At 62.9% G+C, this 25,168-nt stretch carries 18 protein-coding genes; 14 read left to right on the forward strand and 4 right to left on the reverse strand.

Features of this window, described 5'->3' with window-relative positions; genetic code table 11:
• Positions 1-85: 85 nt before the first annotated feature.
• From JS578_14040 to JS578_14055, 4 genes are all read left to right on the forward strand, one after another.
• Positions 86-2,077, forward strand: a complete 1,992-nt coding sequence (locus JS578_14040; GenBank protein QRX65356.1) for a hypothetical protein — start codon at positions 86-88, stop codon at positions 2,075-2,077.
• A gap of 349 nt (positions 2,078-2,426) precedes the next feature.
• On the forward strand, positions 2,427-3,218 hold the full coding sequence (locus JS578_14045; protein QRX65357.1) for a hypothetical protein: 792 nt from the start codon (positions 2,427-2,429) through the stop codon (positions 3,216-3,218).
• Positions 3,219-3,358: 140 nt separating this feature from the next.
• On the forward strand, positions 3,359-5,161 hold the full coding sequence (locus JS578_14050; GenBank protein ID QRX65358.1) for a ShlB/FhaC/HecB family hemolysin secretion/activation protein: 1,803 nt from the start codon (positions 3,359-3,361) through the stop codon (positions 5,159-5,161).
• A gap of 77 nt (positions 5,162-5,238) precedes the next feature.
• Positions 5,239-6,813 carry a beta-lactamase family protein gene (locus JS578_14055; protein ID QRX65359.1) on the forward strand — a complete coding sequence of 525 codons (1,575 nt, stop codon included), beginning with the start codon at positions 5,239-5,241 and terminating at the stop codon, positions 6,811-6,813.
• A gap of 298 nt (positions 6,814-7,111) precedes the next feature.
• On the opposite strand, the gene JS578_14060 is transcribed toward JS578_14055, so the two are convergent.
• Positions 7,112-7,414, reverse strand: coding sequence for a hypothetical protein (locus JS578_14060; GenBank protein QRX65360.1), 303 nt, complete (start codon positions 7,412-7,414; stop codon positions 7,112-7,114).
• Positions 7,415-7,521: 107 nt separating this feature from the next.
• Here JS578_14060 and JS578_14065 point away from each other — a divergent pair, with 107 nt between their 5' ends.
• Positions 7,522-8,565 (forward strand): alpha/beta hydrolase, encoded by a 1,044-nt coding sequence (locus JS578_14065; protein QRX65361.1) that lies wholly within the window; start codon positions 7,522-7,524, stop codon positions 8,563-8,565.
• A 60-nt stretch (positions 8,566-8,625) separates the two neighbouring features.
• Here JS578_14065 and JS578_14070 read toward each other — a convergent pair whose 3' ends face one another.
• Positions 8,626-8,811, reverse strand: coding sequence for a hypothetical protein (locus JS578_14070; protein ID QRX65362.1), 186 nt, complete (start codon positions 8,809-8,811; stop codon positions 8,626-8,628).
• 605 nt (positions 8,812-9,416) lie between these two features.
• Here JS578_14070 and JS578_14075 point away from each other — a divergent pair.
• The 4 genes from JS578_14075 (at position 9,417) to JS578_14090 (ending at position 14,083) form a co-directional block, all read left to right on the forward strand.
• A complete protein-coding gene (locus JS578_14075; protein ID QRX65363.1) occupies positions 9,417-10,424 on the forward strand; it encodes an ABC transporter substrate-binding protein in 1,008 nt (335 codons plus the stop codon).
• Between the two features lie 187 nt (positions 10,425-10,611).
• Positions 10,612-11,661, forward strand: coding sequence for an ATP-binding cassette domain-containing protein (locus JS578_14080; protein ID QRX65364.1), 1,050 nt, complete (start codon positions 10,612-10,614; stop codon positions 11,659-11,661).
• Positions 11,658-13,340: an ABC transporter permease subunit gene (locus JS578_14085; protein ID QRX65365.1), complete on the forward strand. Its 1,683-nt coding sequence runs from the start codon at positions 11,658-11,660 to the stop codon at positions 13,338-13,340. Before JS578_14080 ends, JS578_14085 begins: the two co-directional genes overlap by 4 nt.
• Before the next feature lie 14 nt (positions 13,341-13,354).
• Entirely contained in the window at positions 13,355-14,083 is a 729-nt protein-coding gene (locus JS578_14090; GenBank protein QRX65366.1) for an HAD family hydrolase, read from the forward strand.
• A gap of 44 nt (positions 14,084-14,127) precedes the next feature.
• Here JS578_14090 and JS578_14095 read toward each other — a convergent pair whose 3' ends face one another.
• Positions 14,128-14,904, reverse strand: coding sequence for a DeoR/GlpR transcriptional regulator (locus tag JS578_14095; protein ID QRX65367.1), 777 nt, complete (start codon positions 14,902-14,904; stop codon positions 14,128-14,130).
• 1,955 nt (positions 14,905-16,859) lie between these two features.
• On the opposite strand from JS578_14095, the gene JS578_14100 reads away from it, so the two are divergent.
• Positions 16,860-18,824: an autotransporter domain-containing protein gene (locus JS578_14100; GenBank protein QRX65384.1), complete on the forward strand. Its 1,965-nt coding sequence runs from the start codon at positions 16,860-16,862 to the stop codon at positions 18,822-18,824.
• Positions 18,825-19,003: 179 nt separating this feature from the next.
• Here JS578_14100 and JS578_14105 read toward each other — a convergent pair whose 3' ends face one another.
• Positions 19,004-19,801 carry a hypothetical protein gene (locus JS578_14105; protein ID QRX65368.1) on the reverse strand — a complete coding sequence of 266 codons (798 nt, stop codon included), beginning with the start codon at positions 19,799-19,801 and terminating at the stop codon, positions 19,004-19,006.
• Between the two features lie 217 nt (positions 19,802-20,018).
• On the opposite strand from JS578_14105, the gene JS578_14110 reads away from it, so the two are divergent.
• The 4 genes from JS578_14110 to JS578_14125 are packed head-to-tail and all read left to right on the forward strand — an operon-like array spanning position 20,019 to position 25,147.
• A complete protein-coding gene (locus JS578_14110; protein ID QRX65369.1) occupies positions 20,019-21,599 on the forward strand; it encodes an ABC transporter substrate-binding protein in 1,581 nt (526 codons plus the stop codon).
• A 50-nt stretch (positions 21,600-21,649) separates the two neighbouring features.
• Positions 21,650-22,681, forward strand: a complete 1,032-nt coding sequence (locus JS578_14115; GenBank protein QRX65370.1) for an ABC transporter permease — start codon at positions 21,650-21,652, stop codon at positions 22,679-22,681.
• Entirely contained in the window at positions 22,678-23,502 is an 825-nt protein-coding gene (locus JS578_14120) for an ABC transporter permease (protein ID QRX65371.1), read from the forward strand. The genes JS578_14115 and JS578_14120 overlap by 4 nt, the downstream gene beginning before the upstream one ends.
• Positions 23,503-23,560: 58 nt before the next feature.
• Positions 23,561-25,147: an ABC transporter ATP-binding protein gene (locus JS578_14125; protein ID QRX65385.1), complete on the forward strand. Its 1,587-nt coding sequence runs from the start codon at positions 23,561-23,563 to the stop codon at positions 25,145-25,147.
• Positions 25,148-25,168 lie beyond the last annotated feature (21 nt).

The following is a 25,168-nucleotide window of genomic DNA, read 5'->3' on the forward strand; positions in this document are numbered from 1 at the left end:
CCGCTCACGGTTGCGCATCGCGGCCCGGCAAACTAATCGGGTGCTCTCAAACAGAAAAAGACTGACAGGCAAAAGGACGCACTCCATGGAAAACGAGAAAAAGCGCAGGCACACGTCCAGACGGATCCTGCTCTGGTCGGTCGCGGCAATTGCCGTGATCGCGGCGGCGGGCGTGGTCGGCGGCAAGGTCATGCTGGAGAAGACGGTCAGGAACAGTCTTGAGCAGAGTGGAACGCGGGCCGCCTCGGTCGAGGTCGACTTCACGGGCCATGTCCATCTGAGCGACGTGACCGTTCCCCTGGAGAATGACCAGACGCTGCATATCGCCTCCATAGAGGCGCGGCCAGAATTCCTGTTTCTTTCCGGCATGATCGACGCAAGGGACCTCGCCTTTGAGGCAGGCCCGATGCATGTCTCTGTCCCGAGCGTGCTGGTTGAGGACGCCGGCATCAACCGCGCCTTTCTCGCCGCTGCGTCCGGCGAGGCCGATCTGACGCCCGCCGAGCGCGTCGCGCGGCTTTCGGCAGGCCGCATCGAGATAGCGTCCGTCGCGGTTTCCCAGAGCCAGCAAGGGATTGACCAGACCACGACCTACTCCGACGTCGTGCTTGAGAACATCGTCGACGGCCATGTCGGACGCTATTTTGCAAGCGGCATGACCAGCGACACGGAAGTCGCTCCCGATCCGCGCGCAGACGGGGATGCGAAGCCGGTATCCGTCAAGCTTTCGGTCGGCGCGATTGAGGGCGAGGACATCGATGCCCCCTTCCTGACACGAATCTACACCGAAGCGAAGCCGGCCGATGGCGAGAACGCGGCGCAACAGGTCTACGGCCCGGTCACGGTGAAGGATTTCGTGATGGAGACCGCAGACGGCCGGGTAACCTATGCGGAGATGAGCAGCGATGGCTTTTCCATGCGCCTTGCCGACGAGCCGTTCCTCACAACGCCGGAAAGGTTGGGAGCGTTATCGGACACAGAGGCGCTGCTGCCCGGCGACGGAGAGCGGCTGGGTCTCGAGGCCTTTCTGCTTCTCGATGCCATCGCGAAAGGCGACCTGCAGATTTCCGGCATTGGCCTGACCACGGACGAGGAGCCGGACATGACCTTCGCGATCGATAGACTGGCGGTCACGTTTGATGATCTTGTCCTCGGCTTTTCGATGGACGGGCTTGACGTGCGCGCCGGAGACGACTCCCTAACCGTGCGAAGCGCGTCGTGGACGGACTTTTCGCTGGCTCCCACGCTGGCGGGGGTTCGCGAATATCTCAAGACCGGCCCCGGCGCGCCGGACATGGCGTGGAAGGCTGCGTTCCTGCCTGCTTTCGGCACCCTCAGCCTGTCGGATTATGCCGTCAACATGAACCCCGACGCCGAAAACGGTTTCGATGTCGACAAGCCTCTCAATGTCGCGGTCAAGGATTTCAGCCTGGCGCTTCAAGACCCCGTCAACGGCATCCCCAGCGATATCCGCATGGTGATGAACGAGCTGAAGCTGGATCTGGCGGGACACGACGACAACGAGGCGTTCGCCCTCTTGAAACAGCTCGGCTATCAGGAGGTGAGTATCTCTGAAAACATCGCGCTTCACTGGGACAAGGCGAACAAGGCGCTGATCGTCGAAGACATCGGTTTCAGCGGCGACGACATGGGAAGCGTCTCGCTTTCGGGCGTAGTCGGCGGCTTCGGGGAAGCGTTCTTCTCCGGCGACAAGGCACTGATGCAGGCTGCCGTCTTCGGCCTGAACGGCCGCGCTGTGACGCTGAAAGTCGAAAACGACGGCCTCTTTGCCCGGGGGCTGAAGCTTTACGCCGATCGGAACGGGATGAGCGAGGAACAGGCCGCGCTCACCCTGTCAATGTTGCCCTCGATTGCCGCGCAGACCGTCGGCGATGGCGATCCCGGGGTTCAGGCCATGATCGATGCGATTTCGGCCTTCATCGCCGACCCGAATACGCTGGAAATCGCCATAACTGCGAAATCCGACCAGGGCATCGGCGCACCGGCCTTCATGGCCGCGACGACGGATCCGGCAAGCCTGCTGCAACAGGTCGATATCACGGCAAAGGCAGACTGAGAGACAGGCCGGCGGCCCGGTCTCGGGCTGCCGGCCTCACATGCCATCCCGGTCATCCGGCGGCGGTCGGGGGCTCGTCACCGAGATTGCGCGATACCCTCTGCGCCAACGCCCGCCGGCCAGTTCGCGCAGGGCGATGACAGGACGCAACCGGCGCCGCCAGCGGCCGAATGTCAGGCCGGTTTCCCCGAGCATCAGGCGTTTGAGGGATCGCTCGCCCATGGCGGCTCAAGCCTTCCGGGATGTTCCGCGGGGCGAAAGGGTTGCGGATCGCCGCTCTTGCCCATAATTTTTCCCCTGGCTTACACAAAAGAGTGGAAATCGCGGCCCTCAACGGTCACATAGTCTGATGCTGAACGAAACAATCGATACCGAACGGATTTATGCGCTCTGGGACGAGCTTTCGGATTTCGAGGCGTCGCGCATGCCTGAGGCGCGCGTGCATCTGCTGTCCGTCGTCTGCGATATGATCGACGCGCGACAGGCCGACTGGATCGGCGCCGTCAGGCTTGTCGACAACATCCATCGCGATCCGCTTTTCGGCTGGCGCCCGCGCAGCCTCTCGGCCCTTTATCCCGACGCGGAAACCGAACGGACCATCCAGGAAGCCTTTGCCCTGATGGAGAAGGGCGAACCCGACATCACCACGATCCGCAATGCCGAGCTTGCCGGACAATTCCGGGTTTTCATGCTGGACGAACTTGCAACGCCCGAATGGTTTGAAAGCTATTCCTACAAGACCTTCTATCGCGGGCTGGACCGGCTGGATTCGATCTGGGTCGGCATTCCCATCAATGCCGACGCCGAGATCCAGATCGGCTTTCACCGCGCGCTCTCGCAACCGCGATTTTCGGAGCGTGATCGGCGGATTGTGACGCACGCCTTGCGCGGCATCCGCTGGTTCTATCGCCTGCAGATGCTGTCGGAAGGGATCGGCGTCGCATCCGAACCCTTGACGCCGATGGAGAGCAAGGTGCTGCGCGACCTGCTGCAGGGGCTTTCGGAACGCCAGATTGCCGAAAATAACGGCCAGAGCCCTCATACCGTCCATGATCATGTCAAGCGGATCTACCGCAAATACGGCGTTTCCAGCCGCGCCGCGCTGATGGCGCTCTGGCTGGGTCAGCCCATCCCCCCCTGATCAGGGGATTCCAAACGCAGGACGGCTGGTCGATAAGCCTTGGCAAAACAGGGTCTCGTCAAATCCGGCGCGCCGCGCCGCCGTCATCAGGCTGAATGGAGAGCAGGGTCCCTTGTGCAACGATCAATGTTGGGGGAACCATGCGTCAAACAGCCCTGTCAGAGAATCCCGGTTTCTTGACGGTAACGCACCTGAAATTGCTTGCACTGCTCGAAGAGGAAAAGGCTGAGGTCAGCCTTCTGGATACATCGCGCAAAAACGGTCCTCCCGCGCGCCCGGCTTCGTCATGGTGGGGGTTTCTCGCCTGTGGTCCGCTGGCGATCGTCGGCCTCTTCGCGCATGCCGACACGGCGCTCGCGCAAACCGCGGAGCGGATCGAGCAGACGGTGGCCGGCCAGACGACCATTCTCGAGCGCTTCACCCCGCCGCAGCGTATCGGCACGGTCGATATCAAGGTCCAGGACCAGCGCAAGCGCACCCCCGAAAAGGATGCCGCCCAGGTACGCTTCACGCTGAATTCCCTGACGGTCGAGGGCGCGGAGACGCTTTCCGACGCAGCATTTTCCGATCTCTGGCAGGGCATGACGGGCAAGGTCATCACGCTAGCCGATCTCTATCGGATCGCCGCGGAGATCGACGCCCGGTACCTGAGCGCGGGCTATCTCGCCATGACCGTCGTGCCGGTCCAGGATTTTTCCTCCGGCAAGATCACGCTCCGCGTCTATGAAAGCTATGTCGAGACGCTGGAAGTCAACAGCACCATTCCGGACATCCGCGAGCGGCTTGCGCCCTATATCGACCGGATCATCGCGATGCGCCCGATCCGGATCAAGGAGGCCGAGCGCATCCTGCTGCTGATGAGCGACCTCGGCGGGCTCGATATCGAAGGGACGCTGATCCGGCCGGAGACCCCGCAAGGCGGCGGAACGTTGCGCCTCGACATCGGTTTCGACCGCGCCTCGGCCGCAGCCGGGCTCGACAATCTCGGGACCGATGAGGTCGGCCCGCTGGAACTCTCCGGCAATGTCACCGTCAACGACATGCTGGGGCTTTTCGACACATTGAGCCTCGTCGGCGTCACGATTCCCGACACGCCGCAGGAGATGATTTTTCTTCAGGCATCGCAGGATATCCCGATCGGCTTCAACGGCCTGTCCGCCGGATACGACCTTTCCTACATCACCCAGAAACCCGGAGGCGACCTGAAGGCCGACGATATTCATATCGAGTCCGTGATCGGCACGGCGCGGCTCGACTATCCCTTCATCCGCACCATCGACCAGAGCCTTTTCGGCAGGATCGAGGTCAATCTGCGCAATGACCGCGTCGATGTGATGGGCGCCCGGGCGGCGCGCGAGCAGACCCGCTGGGCGGCCATGTCGCTGACTTACGACCGGCAGAGCGGACCGACGGCATTCCTGACGACGGCCGAGTTCGGCCAGGGGCTGGGACAGGAAACCGCCCTGCCCGAGGTGCCGGAGGATTATCGGTTCGCGCGACTGAACTTCGACATCGCGCATGATCTTGGCGCCGACACCGCCATTCGGCTGCGCAGCGCCGGACAGTATTCCCCAACGCCGCTGCCGGCGGCCGCGCAGTTTTCGCTGGGCGGCGATCCCTATGGCTGGGCGTTTGACGGCGGCACGCTGTCCGGCGCCAGCGGCGCGGCGGCGGCCCTTGAGCTCAGCCACGACATTGAAACCGGCTGGTCGGCGCTTCCGGGCCTGACCTGGACGACGTTTGCGGATTACGGCGTGGTCTGGAACGAAGACGCAAGCGCCGACTATGCGCGCGACGCGCTGGGGTCCGTCGGCGTCGGCGTCAGCGGCATGCTGGCGGAGAAGATGAGTTTTCAGCTGATCGCGGCCGTGCCGTGGTACAGTCCCGACGATGGCGAGGATGAGGGGCTCAGGGTTTTCTTCCGACTGGGCCTGCCGCTCTGACGCGGTCCCGTCCACATCGGCATACAACAACACGACGTTCCGGCCGCGCCGGTGATTAGGACGAGGAGAGGTTTTCCATGTCACAGTTCAGGGCTTCGCGCCGCCATTTCCTAGCAACGGTTTCGCTGGCTTCAGCTTCGCTGGCCTTGCTCTCGACTCCGGCACTTGCCGATATGCTGCCGCCGTCACGCACGCCAGGCGTCCCGGTTCCGCCCGGACAGATCGACGCGGCCGTGGCGGCGCTTGACGGCATCGTCGAAGACATCAAGGCCCGCAGCGGCGTGCCCGGCCTTGCCGTCGCCGTGGTTCACGGCGGCGAGACCATCTATGCAAAGGGCTTCGGCACGCGTGACGCCAATGGCGAATTGCCCGTGACGCCCGATACGGTGTTCCAGCTCGCCTCGCTCTCCAAATCTCTCGGCGCGACGGCCGTCGCCCGCCAGGTCAGCCGCGACGTGGTCTCCTGGGACAGCCGCATGCGGGATCTGCTGCCATGGTTTTCGCTCTCCGATGCGGCGGTGAGCGAAAGGCTGACGATCGGCGACCTCTACAGTCATCGCTCCGGCCTGTCGGACCATGCCGGCGATGAACTGGAAGACCTCGGCTTTGACCGCCAGACCATTCTCGAAAGGCTGCGGCTCCAGCCGCTTTCGCCCTTCCGCACCAGTTACGCCTATACCAATTTCGGCCTGACGGCGGCGGCTGAAGCTGTTGCGGAGGCTTCCGGCATGACGTGGAGCGAGCTTACGGAAGAAGCGCTGTTTCAGCCGCTTGGCATGACGCGCACCAGCGCGCGGTTCGACGATTTCATGGCACGCGAAAACCGGGCGACGCCCCATGCCAAGACTCCGGACGGCTTTCAAGCGCTCTACCAGCGCGAGCCCGATGCCCAGTCACCGGCGGGCGGCATCAGCTCGACGGCCAATGACATGACAAAGTGGATGAAGATGATGCTTGCCGATGGCGGCGACCTCATCCGCCCCGATGCCCTGCAGCCGGCGATCAGCCCGCAGAGCTTTTCCAGCAGGCCGCGCAGCCCGGATGAACGCGCGGGCTTTTACGGCTATGGCTTCGGCGTTGGCACCGACCCGAGCGGCCGCGTGGTGCTCAGCCATTCGGGCGCCTTCATCCTGGGGGCCGGCACCTATTTCGCGCTGATTCCTTCGCTCGATGTCGGGATCGTGGTTCTGTCGAACGCCGCTCCGGTGGGCGCGGTCGAGGCGATCGGCGCGAGCTTCACCGACATGGTTCAGACCGGCAGCGTGACGCGCGACTGGTTCTCGGGCTATGAGCGGCTGTTTGTCGGTTCCTACACGCCGCTCGGCGAGACCGCCGGCAAGCCGTTTCCCCGGGCGGCCGCGGCGCCGCCGCCCGCCAGCTATCTGATCGGCCGCTACAGCCATCCCTATTTCGGAACCGTGGAGGTGGTCGAGGACGCGGCCGACCGCCTGGTCTTGCTGGCCGGACCCGAGCCGAAGGCGTTTCCGCTGATGCCGTGGGACGGCGCAATGATGGTGTTCGATATCGAAAATGAGAACGCCCCTGCGGGCTCGCGCTCCGCCGCAACGTTTTCCGGCGGCCCGGACAAGGCGGAAACGCTGGAGGTCGAACTCTTCGTCATGAACGGACCGGCTCGGTTCGAACGGATATAGAGCGGTTTCCAGCCAATCATTCTGAGGTAAAAGGCTCGCGGGCGGATCGTGTCCCGCGGCGCGGCGCTTCTTCCGGATCGACCGCCATTGCGGCATCGAAGCTGCTCGATGCGGCGTTATCGCTGGTCCGCGCCGGGGGATACACGGCCACCACCGGCGCATTCTTCGCCAGCGCCCCCTATCACGACCATGATGATCCGTTCGAACGACTGATCGGTTACATCGAGTTCCGCACGGCGATCATCGAGGGCGATCTCGCCGAGTTTAACAGTCTCGTCGGCACCATGACGCAGGCGACCTATGGGTCGAATCCGGCGATCCGCGATGCCTGCGCGGCAGGCATTTTCGGGCATGCGGCCACGCTGGAGCCCGACATCGCGGCGGCGATGAAAGCGCGCGGGATTGCGGCAGACTGGACGCCCTGCAGCACGGCCTGGCCGCGCGCAGCCAGGCCGTGCTGCAGGGCGCGTTCATACTGGCCAAGGCGACGGGCGACCGCGCAATCGCGCGCGAGACCGTCGATCACCCGAGACGCTATCTGCTGCTCCTGTTCGAAACGGCGCCGAAGATCGGTGCCTCGATTCCCGAGGAGGATCATCACATGACTGGAATTCCAAATCCTGAAACGAAGACGATCTCCGGAATTGCCCGCCGGTCCGGATTTGTGTTCAATGCACTGCGTCCATAAGTATACCGTCAAGTCATGAGATGCGGAGATCGGGTCAATTGAGATTACGCGCGGTTCTGACGTTCGCTCTCGTTTTGACCGCCGCCGCGGGCTTTCTCCTTTGGCGGCTGGCCGATCATGACCTCGACCGGCGCAACAGCGAGCGCTTCGACTTCGTATCCGCGGGCGCGCCCGTGTCGGGCACGCTCTGGCTTCCCGACGAGACGCCAAGGGCAGCCGTCGTCCTCGTCCATGGCGACGGCGCCCAGGATCGCACGTCAGAAGGCGGATACGCTCCGCTGATCAACGCCATGCTCGATCGAGGCATCGCGGTGGCGTCCTGGGACAAGCCTGGCGTCGGTTCGTCTGCAGGTAACTGGCTGCAACAGACCATGGAAGAGCGTGCGGACGAAACGCGCATTGCGCTTCAGCTGCTGGCCCGGCGTTTCGATGGCCTTGTACACGGGGCTGTCGGCTTTTCGCAGGCAGGCTGGGTGCTGCCGCAGCTTTCATCCAACGATGCGGATTTTGTCGTTCTGGTCGGAGCGGCCGTGTCCTGGCAGGATCAGGGGGACTATTACACGCGCACGCGGCTTGCGCGCGAGGGGCTTGATCCGCCGGCGGTCGATCTGGCGATTGCCGAACAGAAGCTGGAAGACGCGCGCATCTTCGGGCCGGAGGCGGCCAGTGCGCCGGCCGGGATGCCCGCGGATCGCTGGCAGTTCATCAGGATCAACCGATACGCCGATGCGCGCGCTGCGCTTGCCCGGCTCGATCTGCCCTTGCTTGCCATCTGGGGCGCAAACGACCTGAATGTCGAGCCTGAGCGCAATGCGGCAATCTTTGGTGAATTCGTTTCCGGGCGGAATAGCCATAGCGAGATCATCATCTGGCCCGGGGCCACGCATGGCCTTTTGAAATCATCCGCCTACAACTGGCAACTGGCCGATGACTGGTCTCGGTTTGCAATCATGCGCTTTGTCCTTGAGGGCCGTCACGCCTTTGCGCCCGGTGCGCTCGACACGATAACCGAATGGATCCTGGCCAGAGGCAAATTCGGAGCGTCGGTGCGGCAACCATCATGAGAAACCTTCCCAGGGGATGAAAGGTTGCCGGCCATTGCGCCGCGACCGGCATGTGCCCGGTCAGTTGCGAGCGCCATCGCTCAGCAGCATCGCCTCGATATCATCGAGTTGCGATTGCAGGTCGGCGCTGTCCTCCGCCCCCCAGATGCGCAACGTGAACAGTCCCTCCACCGCCAGAAAGGCCGTTCGCGCCGCGCGCGCCTCTTTGCTGTCGCCCATTCGGGACAGGATCGAGCGGTACGACATCTATCCCCTCCTCATGGCCTGTCTGCTGGTGCCCATGGGCACTCTGGCGGACCGGGTGGGAAACAGGAAGGTGCTATTGTCGGGCCTAGCAATCTTCGCCTTCGCATAGGTTGCGCCGCCGGCGAACAGGGCGCCGCCCTGATTGCCGCAAGCAAGGCCGCCTTCAGTGCAACCCATATCGCGTTGCTGTCCGTGGCAGCCGCCGTGATTGCTGCTCTCGCCATCGCCGTCTACATTCTGCTGGCGCGCTATCGCCCGATCGGAGGCGCTCGCCACTGAATGCGACGGTCAGAGGCCGGCAGCGTACACCCCAGGAGCGATGCGCCTTGACGGGTCCCGGCGCGGAAGCCGGATTTCGACGGCAAGGCCGGCGTTTTGGGAAGGAAGGATCAGCGCATCGCCGCCATGCGCCTTTGCAATCGCCCTGACGATGGGCAGGCCGAGACCCGAACCGCCTCTATTGGCTCATACCCCATTGGAAAAGCATTCCCGTCGGGGCCTTGTATCTGACAAAAAACATCCGTACTGTCGCAAAACATTCATTTTAAGCGGATAAATGTCTTAAAACGTACATTTATGACGTTTCAGGTACAAAGGAGAGCAAAATGAAGAAACTTGGTTTGTGGACGATCGGTGCGGTGGCCGGCGCGCTGATTTCGAGCGCGGCGTTCGCCGAGACCATCACGGTTTACACGTCCTACGAAGAGGACGAGGCCGCGGCCTTTCTTGAAAAGGCAAAGGAGGCCATGCCCGATATCGACGTCAATCTTCTGAGGCTCTCCACCGGCGATCTCGCCGCCCGCATCATCGCGGAAAAGGCCAATCCCCAGCATGACGTGCTGTGGGGTTTTGCGGTGACCTCGATGGTCAACCCGCAGATCGAGGAGACGCTGGAAGCCTATGAGCCGAAGGGCATCGATACCGTTCCCGCGCAGTTCCGCGACCCCGACAACAAGTGGTTTGCGGTCACCGGTTACATGGCCGCGTTCTGCGTCAACAACGAGCGCCTCGAGGCCGAGGGGCTGGAAATGCCGACCTCCTGGGCCGATCTGACCGACCCGTCCTTTGCCGATGAAGTCGTCATGCCCAACCCGGCAAGCTCGGGCACCGGCTATATCCAGATCGACGCGCTGCTGCAGATGATGGGCGAAGACGAAGGCTGGACCTTCCTCGACAAGCTCGACAAGAATGTCGCGCAGTACATCAAGTCCGGCTCCCGCCCCTGCAACGTCGCCTCGATGGGCGAGTACACCGTCGGCGCCTCCTACGCCATGCGCGCCATCAAGAACATCGAGGAAGGCTACCCGATCACCATGGTCGTGCCGTCCGAAGGCGCTGGCAACGAGCTGGAAGGCAATGCGCTTGTCGCCTCCTCCGAGCATAAGGATGCCGCCAAGCGCTTCCTCGACTGGACGCTCAGCCCCGAAGCGGCCACGGCCTATTATGACTGGAAGACGATCGTGACAGTTCCGGGCGGCGATGTGCCGGAGCGGTTCATTTCCGCCGGCCTGCCCGAGGATGTTCCGGCCGCGCTGTTCCCGGTCGACTTCCGCGCGGCGGCTGAAGACCGAACGGAAATCATCAACACCTGGCAGGAACGCTACGAGCGCTAAGAAACGCCAGAGGATGACGTAGCCGGCGGGCGATGTTGCCCGCCGGCGCTTTCCGCCCAACGCATTTCGGCGGAGACAAGCTTCGGCTGACCAATTCAATTTAATTGCTTTACGTGCCCCGCGTAGAAAAGCGACATCGTCTTTTCCCGGCCCGCACGCCCAAACCCCCATCAGGAGAGAACGCGCGATGGACCTTTCGATCCGCAACCTTGTCAAGCGCTTCGACAGGCTGACAGCAGTCGACAATGTCACGCTCGATGTCCCGCACGGAAACTTCGTCTGTTTTCTGGGACCATCGGGCTGCGGCAAGACCACGCTGCTGCGCGTCATCGCCGGGCTTGAAGACGCGGACGAAGGCACGATCCAGCTCGGCGGCGAGGACTTGACGGCGGTGCCCACCAGGGCGCGCAATTTCGGCGTCGTGTTCCAGTCCTATTCGCTGTTTCCCAATATGAGCGCGGCGCGCAATGTCGGCTATGGGCTTGAATGCCGGCGCTGGGACAAGGCCAGGATCGGCAGCCGCGTCGACGAGATGCTCGACCTCGTGCACCTTGGCGACCATCGCGCCAAGCTGCCGGCGCAGATGTCGGGCGGCCAGCAGCAGCGCATTGCGCTGGCGCGCGCGCTCGCGCCCGATCCGTCGCTGCTTCTGCTCGACGAGCCGCTGTCGGCGCTTGACGCCAAGGTGCGCGAGGAACTGCGCGTGGAAATCCGCAGCCTCCAGCAGCGCCTGAAGCTGACCACGATCATGGTGACTCACGATCAGGAAGAGGCGCTGGCGATGGCGGATGTCGTCGTGGTCATGAACAAGGGACGCATCGAACAGATCGGCTCCCCGCGCGAACTCTATGCCGAGCCGAAAACCGCCTTCGTCGCCGATTTCATCGGCCGCATGAACATCTTGCGGCTGGATGAGAACGCGCGCATGCAGCCGAGCTTCGGCGGCGTCGCGCTTCATCTTGCCGACAGTGCGCACGCGGCGGACCATATCACGGCCCTCGGCGTGCGCCCGGAAATGATTTCCCTGAGCGATGCAGACGCCAGCGGCGACAACACGCTTCCCGCAACCGTCTCCGGCGTCACCTATCTCGGCAATATCACCCGCGTCGAGGTGGTGACGAATGCCGAGCCTAAGGCGCCGATTACCGTCGAGTTGCACGGCGCGAGCGCGGTTCCGAAAGTGGGCGAGCGTCTCGGCATCGTCATCCCGGCCGAAGCCCTGAGGGTGCTCGCATGAGCGACGCCGTGAAGACCGCAAGCCGCCCCGCGCGCGGCATCGACATTGCCGACCGCGCCAGCGTCTGGGCGATGACGCTGTTCGTCGCAGCGCTCCTGATCATCTTCCTGCTGCTGCCGTTGCTGGGCATTCTGATGCGCAGCCTCGAGACCCCCGACGGTCTCGGCTTGGGCAATTTCATCGCCACCTTCTCGACCATGCGGTTCTGGGAGCTTGTCGGCGACAGCATTCTGGTCTCGCTCACCTCCACGGCAATCGTGGTGGTGGTTGCCTATGGCTATGCCTATGCGCTGCAGCGCGCGATCATCCCCGGCAAATGGTTCCTGCGGACCGTGATCCTGGTGCCGCTGTTCGCGCCGTCGCTGGTTCAGGCGCAGGGACTGATCCTGCTTCTCGGGCGTAACGGCATCCTCAACCGCTATCTCGATTTCGATCTCGATATCTACGGCTTCTGGGGCGTGGCGATCGCCAATGCGCTTTACGCCTTTCCCTACGCCTTCCTGATCCTTTCGGCGGCGCTCGCCGTGGCGGATGCCCGGATCTATGAGAGCGCCGAGGCGCTCGGCGCCGGCCCGCTGCGGATTTTCCGCGACGTCACCCTGCCCGCCACCCGCTACGGGTTGGCGGCCACGCTGTTCATCGTGTTCATGCTGGCAATCACCGATTTCGGTAATCCGATGGTGATCGGCGGCGATTTCAACGTGCTGGCGACGGAAGTCTACAATCAGGTCATCGGTCAGGCCCAGTTCGGCCTCGGCGCGGTCATCGGCGTGGCGCTGCTGGTCCCGGCCATGTTCGCCAAGCTGATCGAAAAGCGGATGACGGCACGTCAGCACGCGTTGGTCACCGAGCAGTCCCGTCCCCTGACGCCAAAACCCTCGGCCCGGCGCGACCTGTTCTTCTCGCTCTATGCCTATCTGGTGGCGGGCCTGGTCGTGTCCGTCGTCGCCATTGTCGTGTTCGCAAGCTTCGTGCATCTGTGGCCATACAATATGAGCTTCACGCTGCGCCACTACCGGTTCGACGTGCAGAACGGCACGGATCCGCTCTGGAACAGCGTGTTCGTCGCTTTCGCGACCGCCATTGTCGGCATCATCGTCACCGGGCTCGGCGCGATTGTCGTGCACAAGTTCAAGACCGCGCTGACCGGTCCGCTGTCGTTTCTGGCGATCCTGCCGGCCGCCGTGCCCGGCATCGTGCTCGGTCTCGGCTATATCCTGGTGTTCAACGACCCCCACAACCCGCTCAATTTCCTCTACGGCACCTTTGCGCTGATCGTCATTCTCGAGGTCTATTACAACCACGCCCACGCCTTCCTGATCTCGTCCACCAGCCTGAAGCAGATCGGCGCGACCTTCGACGAGGCCTCGACGACGCTCGGCGGCACCTCGATGACCACCTTGCGCAAGGTCACCCTGCCGCTCATCTGGCCGACCCTTCTGGGTGTGGGCGTGTTCTATTTCATGCGATCCATGGTCTCGTTGTCGGCGGTGATCTTTCTCGTCACCCCCTCGACCCAGCTTGCCTCCGTTTCGGTGCTGCAATTGTCGGATCGCGGCGCGATCAACCAGGCGGCCGCCTTTTCGGTCTGCATCATGGGGATCGTGGTGCTTTGCCTGATCGTCGTGCGCGTGCTGATGCGGCTCGCCGGCGTCAGAGACGTAAGTCTCATAAGATAAGAGCGGAAAACGCCATGACGGCCTCCCCCATCAAGGCCATCCTTTTCGACAAGGATGGCACCCTCCTCGATTACCAGCGCACATGGGCGCCCATCAACCGGGCCGCCGCCGAGCTTGCCGCGAGCGGCGATCCGGCGCTTGCCGCGCATCTTCTGAGCGTCGGCGGCATGGACGCCGAAAGCGGACTGACATCGTCAAACAGCCTGCTGGCGGCGGGAAACACCGACGAGATCGCCAGGGCTTGGATCGAGGCCGGCGCGCCTTTCACCGTCGGCGAACTGACCGCCGCGCTCGATACGCTGTTTACAGCCGCGGCCTCCGACGCCGTTCCGGTTACCAATCTGGTCAAGCTGTTTCGCAACCTGCATCAACGCGGCTTCCGGCTCGGCATCGCCAGCAGCGACAGCCAGGCGGCGATCGAAAGTCTTGTGGAGCGGCTGTCGCTGACCCCATGGATCGATTTCATCGCCGGCTATGACAGCGGCTACGGCGTCAAACCGGAACCCGGCATGCTGCTGGCGTTCTGCGCGGCGATGGGCGTCTCCCCGGCGCAGACCGCGGTCGTCGGCGACAATCCCCATGACATGAACATGGCGATCTCCGGCGGGGCGGGCCTCAAGGTCGGCGTTTTGACGGGAACGGGAACGCGCGACGTGTTGCAGCCTCTGTGCGATGTCTGCCTTCCGGGTATCCAGACTCTCGCCACCGAAGTATTCGAAAACACACCGGCTTCGAGGACATGAAACGGACAGCGGAAAAGCGGCTGAAAGCGCGCTTTGGCCGCGCTTCAGCAGATGATCTCGACGTCGTTTTCCTCCAGAAGGCGACGGATTTCCCCCTCCGGCATGGTGTCGGTGACAAGGGTGTCCAGGTCGGATATCGACCCCAGCCGCACCATGGCCCGCTTGCCGAACTTGCTGCTGTCGACGGCCACAAGCGTGCGGCGCGATTGCGCCATCGCCGCCGTCGCCACAACGCTTTCGGCATGGTCGTCGTCGCAAAGGTCGCCGTCATTGTCGATGCCGCTCACCGAGATGATCGCACTATCGAACTTGAAGTTGCGGATGAATTCGGGCGTCTCTTCCTGGAAGATGCCGCCATGAATGGGACGCACGAAACCGCCGGGAACGGCCAGCGTGAAATTGGTGTTCTCGTTCAGGATCGTCGCCACCCTGAGGCTGTAGGTCAGAACCCTGAGATGATTGCGGCGCGACAGCGCGCGTGCGATCGCCTCGCAGGTCGTGCCGGAGTCGATGAAGATCGACGCGCCATCGGGCACAAGATCGGCGACAAGTTCGCCGATGCGCTGCTTCTGCTCCGCATTGTCGACGCGACGACGGCGGTAGACAGTTTCCTCCAGCGGGCCGACGAGAACCGCGCCGCCATGAAGACGACGCACGCGGCCCGCCTTTTCAAGCGCAAGAATGTCGCGCCGGGCCGTCTGCGTGGTCACCGTGAAGAAATCGGAAATCTCCTCTACGGAGATATAGAAGTTCTTCTCCATCAATCGCAGTATCGACGACTGACGGCCTTCCTTCTTTCTTTCCTCGCCGCTTCTTTCCACGTCCGCACCACCTCCAGCACCATTTCCGATTCTGTGTCCCCTTTTTGAAACACCGGGCGCGTGTACGCAAGGAATCTATAAAAATGTTGTAAATATGACATATACGGGGACTATATGTCGCTTTCGAAACATACTAACCTGACGACGCAAATCGAAATTTCATAGCGTTCCGATTACGAAAGGAATACCCGATGAATGGTATCATTCAGCGGCTGGGAAGCCGCGCGCAGATTTCAGGCAAGATGCTCGGCCTTCTGAGCGGCGTTTCGCTGCTGGCCGTCAGCGCTGTTCCAGCGAAAGCCGAAGACAATGCGCTGCGCATCATCTCCCTGAACACCTGGGGCGCATCGACGCTCATCCCCGAAGCCGCCGACCTTCTTTCATCGGGCAATTACGACTTCATCACCATCCAGGAATACCGCAACAGCTACGGCGTCGATATCCAGAAGAAGATGGCCGACCTTGGCGCTGGCGATTACGAGCTGCACTCGAAGGGCGACACCGGCCTTGCCTGGCGCGACAAGGACATTATCGATTACAGCAATACCGATGAGCCGGTTCACGTGGTTGTCGGCGGCGAGAACGGCCGCCCGCAGACCATCATCGCGACGGAGCATCTCGATTACCGCGACGATGCCTTTCTCCATCGTAACCGCGAAGCCCATGAGCTGAACGACTGGGCGGCAAGCAAGGCGAGCCCCATTATCATGACGGGAGACTTCAACGCGGGCGACGTCTCCGAGCGCGGACTGCTGGAAGTGGTTCAGCAGGAATTCATGATGAAGCGCGCGCGAGAGACCGGCAATGCGGACCACAAGGCCTGGGCGCTGCAATATGTCGCGCGCAATCACGCCATCGGCTCTGAAAAATACGCCGCCGCCGAAGCCTATATCAACCGCAAGTCCAACACCATGCCGGAAGGCCTGTTCACCGACGAGACCTATCCCGTGGCGGGCAACACGCCCTACACGATGAACCTTCTGAAGAAGCAGTACCAGATCCTGCAGAACCCCGAGGATCGCGAACGCTTCGCCCCCCACAAGCTGGCGGATGGCAGCACAACATGGCCGAGCGTCGAGGAAGACGACGAGGCCTTCAAATGGCCGTCCTGGGGCCGCACCCAGATCGACCACTTCATTGCGTCGCGCCCCTATGCCAAATGGTGGGAACTGACGGATGCCGAAGACGACCACTATGTCGGCGGCGTTCTCGACCAGGACATCAGCACGACGGACGAGGGTCACGCGCTCTCCGATCATGAGCCGCTCGCCCATGAAATCCGCTGGAAGGGCCCGAATGTCGAGGAGATCGGCGACGGCAGCGGCAAGATCCGCCTGACCTTCGATGCCAACACGCGCGATTCGGCAGAGCGCGCCAATGAATTCCGGCTGTCGCGCAACAACCACCGCACCGATGTCTATCTCGGCCAGCTTTCCGATGAGGATGGCCGTCCGATCTATGCGCAGGCCCCGGAAGTCACCGAGGACCGCCTCGGCTTCCTGCTCGCCAACGCGGTCTATGACCGTCACGACCCGGAAGCCTTTCAGGAGGAGCTTTCCCTCTACGTGCCCGCCGAACAGCAGGCGGTTTACAAGGCCTATCTCGACAAGCTGACGGATACCTCCAATCCGGAATTCTTCCGCAACGTTCTCGACGACTATTTCCAGGCGCATCGCGAAGAGTTCCCGGGCATCGGCAGCATCAGCGACATGAGCTGGGAGCAATGGGGCGATATCCTCATGAAATATGTCGATGAGGACCTTGCCTTTGACACCAAGCCGGAAAACCCGGCCTGGGACGAGCTTGTCGAAACGTTCGGTCTCAGCGATCCGGCCGTGCGCGCCGCGCTTTCGGCGAAGACCGGGCTCGACTTCGAAAACGATCCCTTCGCGCCCCTCAAGCTGGCGCTCGACTGCGCCGACGCGCAGCATCTGTCGCTTCAGGGCGCCCGCGCGATGTGCGTGGATGATCATGAGCGCTTCCGCGACATCGTCGTCACCGCCGGCAAGACTGTGGCGATCGACGAAAGCGCGGCACTCGGCTCCTCCGACGGCCTGATCACGCTCGACAATGGCGGCATCCGCACCGCCGGACCGGACGATGACTGGGCTCAGTGGACCGGCCCGATCACGGCGCTCGACAAGGCCATCCGCTTCGACGGCCGGGGCTGGATCGATGTTTCCCACCCGACGGTTCCGGTGACCGCTCTGAAGACATTCTCCGGCGACGGCACGTTTGAAAAGCGCGGCGTCGGCACCCTGCTCTTGACGGCCGACAGCTCCGGCTTTGCCGGCACCACGCTGGTCAACGAGGGCAAGCTGCTGGTGGGCGACGAAAACGGCGCCGGCGCGATCGGCGGCAGCATGGCCGTCAATGACGGCGCGATACTCGGCGGCTCCGGCACGATCGGCTCCGGCGCGGGATCGCTGGTCTCGATTGCCGCGGGCGGCACGCTGTCGCCGGGCAATTCCATCGGCACGTTGACCATCGACGGCGACCTCGCCTTCGCCAGCGGCTCGATCTTCGCCGTCGAAGTCGACCCGGAAAGCGGGCGCAGCGACGCTGTGACCGTCACCGGCAAGGCCTCGCTGGACGGCACGCTCGCCCATGTCGGCTTCGACGGCGTCTACGATCCGCGCTCGACCTACACCGTCCTCTCGGCCGGTGAGATCGAGGGCGAATTCGCAAGCGTCACCTCCGATTTCGCCTTCCTGACGCCCGACTTTCTCTATGGCACGGGCGAAATCGGCCTGAAGCTGCAGCGCAACGACCGCGATTTCGCATCGCTGACTCAAACTGCCAACCAGGCAGCCGTCGCGGCAAGCGTGGAGTCGATCGGCTTTACCGCCGGAAACCAGCTCTATGACGCGATCGTCATGCTGCCGGACGATCCCGATTTCATCCGCAACGGCTTCGACCAGCTTTCCGGCGAGATCCATGCATCGGTCAAATCCGCGCTGATCGAGGAAAGCGGCATCGTCCGCGGCGCGGAGGCCGATCGCCTGCGGGCAGCCTTCGGCACGGTCGGCGCATCGTCGGCGCCGGTTCTGGCCTATGGCCCGGACGGTGCAAACCTCGTCGCTCCCGATCAGGCAAACGGCATCGCCGCCTGGGGCAGCGCCTTCGGAGCGTGGAACACGTTCGACGGCAACGCCAATGCCGCCGGCCTCGACAGCGCGACGGGCGGCCTGCTTGTCGGCGTCGACATCCCGCTTGCCGAAACCTGGCGCGTCGGCGCGCTTGCCGGCTACAGCCATTCGAGCTTCGACAGCGATGACCGCGCGTCGTCCGGTTCCAGCGATAACTACTCGCTCGGCCTCTATGCCGGTTCGCAATGGGGCGGCCTCGGCTTCCGCTCGGGTCTCGCCTATACGTGGCACCAGATCGACACCAGCCGTTCGGTGTTCATCCCGGGCCTTACGAATGCGCTCGACAGCAGCTATGACGCCGGCACCTTCCAGGCGTTCGGAGAACTCGGCTATCAGTTCGACCTCTCCGACGTTCAGCTGGAGCCGTTCGCCAACCTCGCCTATGTCAATCTGGATACGGATGGCTATGGCGAGAGCGGCGGCGCAGCGGCATTGAGCGGCGCAAGCGGCAGCTCAGATACCACCTTCACCACCGTGGGCGCGCGCGTCTCCTCCGACTTCATGATCGGCGCAACGCGAGCAAAGGCAAGCGGCATGATCGGCTGGCGTCACGCCTTTGGCGATATCACGCCGTCCGTCACGCAGGCTTTTGCGGGCTCGACGCCGTTCGCCGTCACCGGCGTCGCCGTTGCCGAGGATGCCGCCGTGGTCGAGGCCGGCCTCGACTTCGACCTGTCGGCCAACACCACGATCGGCGTGTCCTACCAGGGCCAGTTCGGCGACGACGTCAGCTACAACGGCGTCAACGCAAGGCTCCAGGTGAAGTTCTGATCTGAAGGCAGGCCACGTTCCGGCGGAATAATTCCCGTCCGGAGCGTGGCCTATTTCCGAGAGGCTTGCGCCATTGCGCACGGCCGAAAGGGGGCATCCGTCCCATCGGCTCATCTTCTGATTTCGAGCGCGGTCGCAACCGGCGGAGTCGTTCCGGCTTGCCGGTCCTCGCAAGGCTTTTATCGTGCTGCGACAAGCGTGTGATTTTCGCCTTCGCTGTTGAGATAGCGGCGGACGGGAAGCGGCAGTTTCGGCGATTTTTCATTGAACAGGCCGCATCCTTCCAGCAGTCTGCGCTTGTCGGGGTTCGGCCCGGCCACGCGCCAGATCGCCCGCGTGGAATAGGGCAGGTTTTCCTGGCGCCAGGAAACGCCGGTCGTCACCCCGCGCAGATAGGTGCGCTGATGCTCGGCAAACGGCATCAGCGTCGTCTGACACAGGAAGGATTGTTCCCCCACCCCGCGCTCGACGATAAAAAGCCGGTTACGCCAGTAGGCCGCCAGTCCGACATATTTCGAGAACTGTCGAATCTCCTGGTCCCGGTCATAAATCCGCTCGATCGATTTGACCGTGATCTGGCCGTTTTTCTCCTCGATCCTGGCACAGCTTCGGACGATTTTCCCGGGCCATGACAGGCTTTTATGGTAAAGTTCGTAATAGCCCGTATACTGACGCAGCTCCGGCAGGTTTCCGGGGAACCCCTCCCGCAACAGAAAATCCGGTCCGACGGTCTCGGCAGGCGTGCCGAGTACGTCCTGGAAGCGCTTTTCCGGCAGCAGGAAGTCCTGCGGCTTGAGGTTGAAATGCCGCGCGATTTTCCCTGTATTATAGGGCGAAGGGCGCGTTTGCGCGGCAAGATAGCGGTTGAACTGCTGTCGATTGATGCCGATCTCGCGGCAGATTGCAGTAATCGACGGGCGAGTGTTGCAGGCAAATCGCAGATTGGCTGCAAAGAGACTGTTGTTTTGGGATTTCAATGTTTTCGAGGCCGGTCATTATAGCGTCAATTAGCGTCATTGTGCGTCAATACGCGAAGTTGCCTGGCTTGCGCAAGCCGCTTATGCCTTTGCGCATGAAATTTGACGGACCCGTCAATCGCGCCTTCAGGCATTTCGATATCGCCTTTGCGATCATCCGCAGTCGCGGGGCGACGCGGTCGATATGTGCAATGCTAAAACAGTCAGGGGAAACCATATGAGAAACACGAAATCAGCCATTCAGAAGACCGGCCTCAACCGTCGCGCCTTTCTGGCCTCCGCAGCCGCGGCCGGATTTGCGGCGACCGCTTCCGGTCTTCTCATTCCGCGCGAAAGCCTTGCGGCCGAAGAGCCGCAGCGCGGCGGTCATCTCGTTCTCGGCCTCGACGGCGGCCAGACCACCGATATTCTCGATCCCGGCACCTATGCCGGCAGCACCATGTTCCTGGTGGGCTTCACCTGGGGCGACCGGCTGGTGACCACCGATCCGGTATCCGGCGAGGCGCTGCCGAGCCTTGCCGAAAGCTGGACCTCTTCCGACGACGCGAAGACCTGGACCTTCAAGCTGCGCAAGGATGTGCGTTTTCATGACGGCACGCCGTTTACCGTCAACGACGCCGCCCAGACGCTCCGCCGCCATTCCGACAAGGATTCCACCTCCGCGGCTCTCGGCCTTCTCGAAGAGATCGAGACCATCGAGGAAAGCGGCGGGGATCTGGTGATCACGCTGAAGAACGGCAATGCCGACCTGCCGCTGATGCTGACGGACTATCACCTGCAGGTCCAGAAGAACGGCGGCATGGATGACCCCAACAGCGCCATCGGCACGGGCCCCTACAAGCTGGAAAGCTTCGAGCCGGGCATTCGCATTACCTTCTCGAAGAATGAGGATGACTGGAACGAGGATCGCGGCTTCGTCGACAGCGTCGAGGTTCTGGTCATCAACGACAACACCGCCCGCATCGCGGCCCTTTCGTCCGGCAAGGTGCATTTCATCAACACGCTCAGCCCGAAGACGATGTCCTTGCTGTCGCGGGCGCCGAATATCGAAACGATCAGCACCAAGGGCAAGGGCTTCTATTCCTTCCTGATGCATGGCGACACCGCGCCCTTCGATAATAACGATCTCAGAATGGCGCTGAAGCTCGCCATCGACCGCGAGGCGATGCTGAACACGGTGCTCGGCGGCTATGGCACGCTCGGCAACGATTATCCGGTCAACGATGCCTACGCGCTGGCGCCGACCGATATCCCGCAGCGGGCCTACGATCCGGAAGAAGCGGCGCACTACTTCAAGAAATCCGGCCACGAAGGCCCGATCCTGCTGCGCACCTCCGATGCCGCCTTTACCGGCGCGGTCGACGCCTCCGTCCTGTTCCAGGCCAATGCCAAGGAAGCGGGCATCGACCTCCAGCTGCAGCGCGAGCCGGCCGACGGTTACTGGTCGAATGTGTGGAACAAGAAGCCGTTCTGCGCCTCCTATTGGGGCGGCCGGGCGACGCAGGATATCCGCTACACCACAACCCAGCTTTCAACCTCGACCTGGAACGACACCCGTTTCAAGGACCCCGAATTCGACAAGATGCTGCTCGAAGCCCGCGCCGAGACCGACCAGGACAAGCGCCGCGCGCTCTACCGCCAGATGGCGATCATGGTGCGCGACAATAGCGGCCTGATCCTGCCGGTGTTCAACAATTACCTCAATGCCCGCTCGGTGAAGATGCAGGGCTGGATCGACGACGTCGGCAACGACCTGTCCAACGGACAGATCGCCAGCCGCGCCTGGCTCGTTTCTTGATCCGAAGAAAAGAGGAAGCCGCGGGATCAAGCCGCGGCTTTCACACCCCCATGACAGAAACACAACCAACACCAACCGCCCCTGTCGGCGCGCCCTCTCCCGGCCTGATCTTCGTTTTGCGCGCGCGCTTTCCCATGGCAAGCCGTATCGGCGAGCGGATCGTGCTCGGCATAGGCCTGCTTCTCGCCAGTTCGATCCTGATCTTCGCCGGGATCGAAATCCTGCCCGGCGACTTCGCCGAGACCTATCTCGGTCAGGCGGCAACGCCGCAGGCGATCGCCAATCTGCGCGCCGAATTCGGCCTCGACCAGCCGCTCGTGACCCGCTATTTCGACTGGCTCGTCGGCATATTGCATGGCGATTTCGGAACGTCCTGGGCAAGCGGCCAGTCCGTCAGCGGCCAGATTGCCGCCCGGCTGGGCAATTCGCTGCTTCTGGCGGGCGCCGCAGCCGTGATCGCCGTTCCGCTCGCCGTCGGCCTTGGCCTTCTCGCCGTGCTCTATCGCGACCGTCTGGCGGACCGGCTGATCAACCTCGTCTCGCTTGCCGCCGTCTCGCTGCCGGAATTCTTCGTCGCCTATCTGCTGATCATGGTGTTCGTGGTCCAGCATCCGGTCGCAGCCTTTCCGGCCACGGTCTATGACAGTATGAGCCTGTGGCAGAAGCTTCAGACCATCATCCTTCCGGTGGCGACGCTGGTTCTGGTGGTGCTCGCCCACATGATGCGGATGACCCGTGCGGCGATCATCAATGTAATGTCCTCCGCCTATATGGAGACCGCCGAGCTGAAAGGCATCGGCGCGATGCGGGCGATCGTGAAACACGCGGCCCCCAATGCGCTGGCGCCGATCATCAATGTCGTGGCCCTCAACCTCGCCTATCTGATCGTCGGCGTCGTCGTGGTCGAGGTGGTTTTCGTCTACCCCGGCATGGGCCAGTACATGGTCGATGCGGTGACGATACGCGACTTGCCGGTGGTGCAGGGCTGCGGGCTGGTCTTCGCCGCGATCTATATTCTGCTCAACATGACAGCCGACATTCTGTCCATTGTCGTCAATCCGCGTCTGAGGCATCCGCGATGAATATCCGTTCCGTTCCGCTGACGGCGTGGATCGGCATGGCCGGTATCGCCATCGCCGTCATCGCCGCCGTCTTTGCGCCCTTTCTCGCGCCCTACGGCGAAAATCAGGTTGTCGGAAGCCCCTGGGAGGCGGCGAGCGCGGCCTTTCCGCTCGGGACCGACAATCTCGGCCGGGACCTGCTGTCGCGCATGATCTACGGCGCGCGCATGACGCTGTTCGTGTCGTTTTGCGCCACCGTGCTTGCCTTCTCGCTGGGCGTTGTCCTGAGCTTCGTAGCGGCCGTCATGCGCGGCATAGTCGATATGGGCCTGTCGCGCCTCAACGACCTGATGATGTCGATCCCGACGCTGATCTTCGCGCTGATCGTGCTGGCGGCGCTGCCCCAGAACCTGTTCGTGCTGATCGTGGTCATGGCGGTGCTCGATTCCACCCGCGTGTTCCGTCTCGGACGGGCACTGGCGGGCGATATCGCCGTGATGGACTTCGTCGAGGCGGCAAGGCTGCGCGGCGAAAAGACGGTCTGGATCGTGTTCCGCGAGATCCTGCCGAACGCGATGACGCCGTTGCTTGCCGAATTCGGCCTGCGGCTCGCCTTCGCCGTTCTGTTCATCTCCACCCTGTCTTTCCTCGGGCTCGGCATCCAGCCGCCGACCGCCGACTGGGGCGGCATGGTCAAGGACAACAAGGACGGCATCATCTTCGGCGTGTCCGCGGCGCTGGTGCCGGGGGCCGCGATTGCCGCGCTCACCATCTCCATCAATCTCGTCGTCGACTGGCTGCTGAAACGCACATCCAGCCTGAAAGGAGGCCGCGGTGGCTGAGCTTCAAACATCGGACGAATCCCCTCTGCTTCAGGTCCGTAACCTGCAGATCGGCGCGATGGCCTATCCGCCGGGCGAACGCCCGCATCCGATCGAGATCGTCAAGGACGTGAGTTTCACGCTGGAACGCGGCAAGGTGCTCGGGCTGATCGGCGAATCGGGCGCGGGCAAGTCCACCATCGGGCTCTCGCCGCTCGCCTATGGGCGCGGCGGCGTCACCATCACCGGCGGCGAAGTGCTGTTGGACGGCGTCGATATCCTGAAGCTCGGCAAGTCCGGCACGCGGGCGCTGCGCGGCGCGCGGGTCTGCTATGTCTCGCAATCGGCGGCGGCCTCGTTCAATCCGGCCCACAAGCTCGGCGATCAGGTGATCGAGGCGACCGTGCGCCACGGGCTGATGAGCCGTGGCAAGGCCCGGAAGCGTGCTGTCGAACTGTTCGATATCCTCGGCCTGCCGGATCCGGAGAGTTTCGGCAACCGCTATCCCCACCAGGTGTCCGGCGGACAGTTGCAGCGGGCGATGACGGCGATGGCGCTCTGCAGCCATCCGGAACTGATCGTCTTCGACGAGCCGACAACGGCGCTGGACGTCACCACCCAGATCGACGTTCTGGCCGCGATCAAAAATGCGATCGCCAGGACCGGAACCGCCGCGCTCTACATCACCCATGACCTCGCGGTAGTGGCCCAGGTCGCCGACGACATCATGGTGCTGCGCAACGGCGAAACCGTGGAATATGGCAGCGTTGAAAAGATCATCGAAAACCCCGATGCCGAATACACCCGCGAACTGGTGAATGTCCGCGCGATCCGCCACGCGGAGGCCGCCGACCAGTCCGACCGCTTCTTCGAGATGAACAACATCTCGGCCTCCTACGGCACCATGCCGGTGCTGTTTGATGTGTCGCTGCATGTTCCCAAGGGGCAGACGCTCGCGATTGTCGGCGAATCCGGTTCGGGCAAATCGACACTTGCGCGGGTCGCCACCGGGCTTCTGCCGCCGACAGCCGGTAGCGTGCGGTTCAATGGAAAAGACCTGCCGCCGGCGCTGAAGAACCGCAGCCGCGAGGAGCTGCGGCAGCTTCAGCTGATCTATCAGATGGCCGACACCGCCATGAACCCGCGCCAGACCGTGGGCGGCATCATCGGCAGGGCTGTGACCTTCTACGAGGGCCTGCGCGGTTCGGCGCGCCACAGCCGGGTCAACGAGTTGCTCGAGCAGATCGAAATGGGCAGCGGTTTCTACGACCGTTACCCCGCCGAGCTTTCCGGCGGCCAGAAACAGCGCGTGGCGATTGCCCGCGCGCTGGCCGCCCGGCCGGAGCTGATCATCTGCGACGAACCGACCTCGGCGCTCGACCCGCTGGTGGCCGACGGCATTTTGAAGCTGCTGCTGCAGCTTCAGAAGGAAAAGCAGCTTTCCTACATCTTCATCACCCACGACATCGCCATTGTCCGGGCGATTGCCGACAGCGTGGCGGTGATGCATCAGGGCAAATTGGTCCGTTTCGGCCCCAAGGCGGAGGCGCTTTCCCCGCCCTTCGACGACTATACCGATCTGCTGCTGAAATCCGTGCCCGAAATGAAGATCGGCTGGCTGGAAGAGGTGCTTGCCAACCGCAGGACTTCCAGCGCCGGCAACTGACACATTCCGGCCGGGCCACCC

This window comes from Dysgonomonadaceae bacterium zrk40 (assembly GCA_016916535.1).
Classification (GTDB): domain Bacteria; phylum Bacteroidota; class Bacteroidia; order Bacteroidales; family Dysgonomonadaceae; genus Proteiniphilum.

What these genes read in the sequence shown, in the direction of transcription:
- JS578_14040 (QRX65356.1), top strand. Translation starts at nt 86, where the DNA reads ATGGAAAACGAGAAAAAGCGCAGGCACACGTCCAGACGGATCCTGCTC.
- JS578_14045 (QRX65357.1), top strand. Translation starts at nt 2,427, where the DNA reads ATGCTGAACGAAACAATCGATACCGAACGGATTTATGCGCTCTGGGAC.
- JS578_14050 (QRX65358.1), top strand. Translation starts at nt 3,359, where the DNA reads ATGCGTCAAACAGCCCTGTCAGAGAATCCCGGTTTCTTGACGGTAACG.
- JS578_14055 (QRX65359.1), top strand. Translation starts at nt 5,239, where the DNA reads ATGTCACAGTTCAGGGCTTCGCGCCGCCATTTCCTAGCAACGGTTTCG.
- JS578_14065 (QRX65361.1), top strand. Translation starts at nt 7,522, where the DNA reads ATGCGGAGATCGGGTCAATTGAGATTACGCGCGGTTCTGACGTTCGCT.
- JS578_14070 (QRX65362.1), bottom strand. Translation starts at nt 8,811, where the DNA reads ATGTCGTACCGCTCGATCCTGTCCCGAATGGGCGACAGCAAAGAGGCG.
- JS578_14075 (QRX65363.1), top strand. Translation starts at nt 9,417, where the DNA reads ATGAAGAAACTTGGTTTGTGGACGATCGGTGCGGTGGCCGGCGCGCTG.
- JS578_14080 (QRX65364.1), top strand. Translation starts at nt 10,612, where the DNA reads ATGGACCTTTCGATCCGCAACCTTGTCAAGCGCTTCGACAGGCTGACA.
- JS578_14085 (QRX65365.1), top strand. Translation starts at nt 11,658, where the DNA reads ATGAGCGACGCCGTGAAGACCGCAAGCCGCCCCGCGCGCGGCATCGAC.
- JS578_14090 (QRX65366.1), top strand. Translation starts at nt 13,355, where the DNA reads ATGACGGCCTCCCCCATCAAGGCCATCCTTTTCGACAAGGATGGCACC.
- JS578_14100 (QRX65384.1), top strand. Translation starts at nt 16,860, where the DNA reads ATGTGCGTGGATGATCATGAGCGCTTCCGCGACATCGTCGTCACCGCC.
- JS578_14110 (QRX65369.1), top strand. Translation starts at nt 20,019, where the DNA reads ATGAGAAACACGAAATCAGCCATTCAGAAGACCGGCCTCAACCGTCGC.
- JS578_14115 (QRX65370.1), top strand. Translation starts at nt 21,650, where the DNA reads ATGACAGAAACACAACCAACACCAACCGCCCCTGTCGGCGCGCCCTCT.
- JS578_14120 (QRX65371.1), top strand. Translation starts at nt 22,678, where the DNA reads ATGAATATCCGTTCCGTTCCGCTGACGGCGTGGATCGGCATGGCCGGT.
- JS578_14125 (QRX65385.1), top strand. Translation starts at nt 23,561, where the DNA reads ATGGCCTATCCGCCGGGCGAACGCCCGCATCCGATCGAGATCGTCAAG.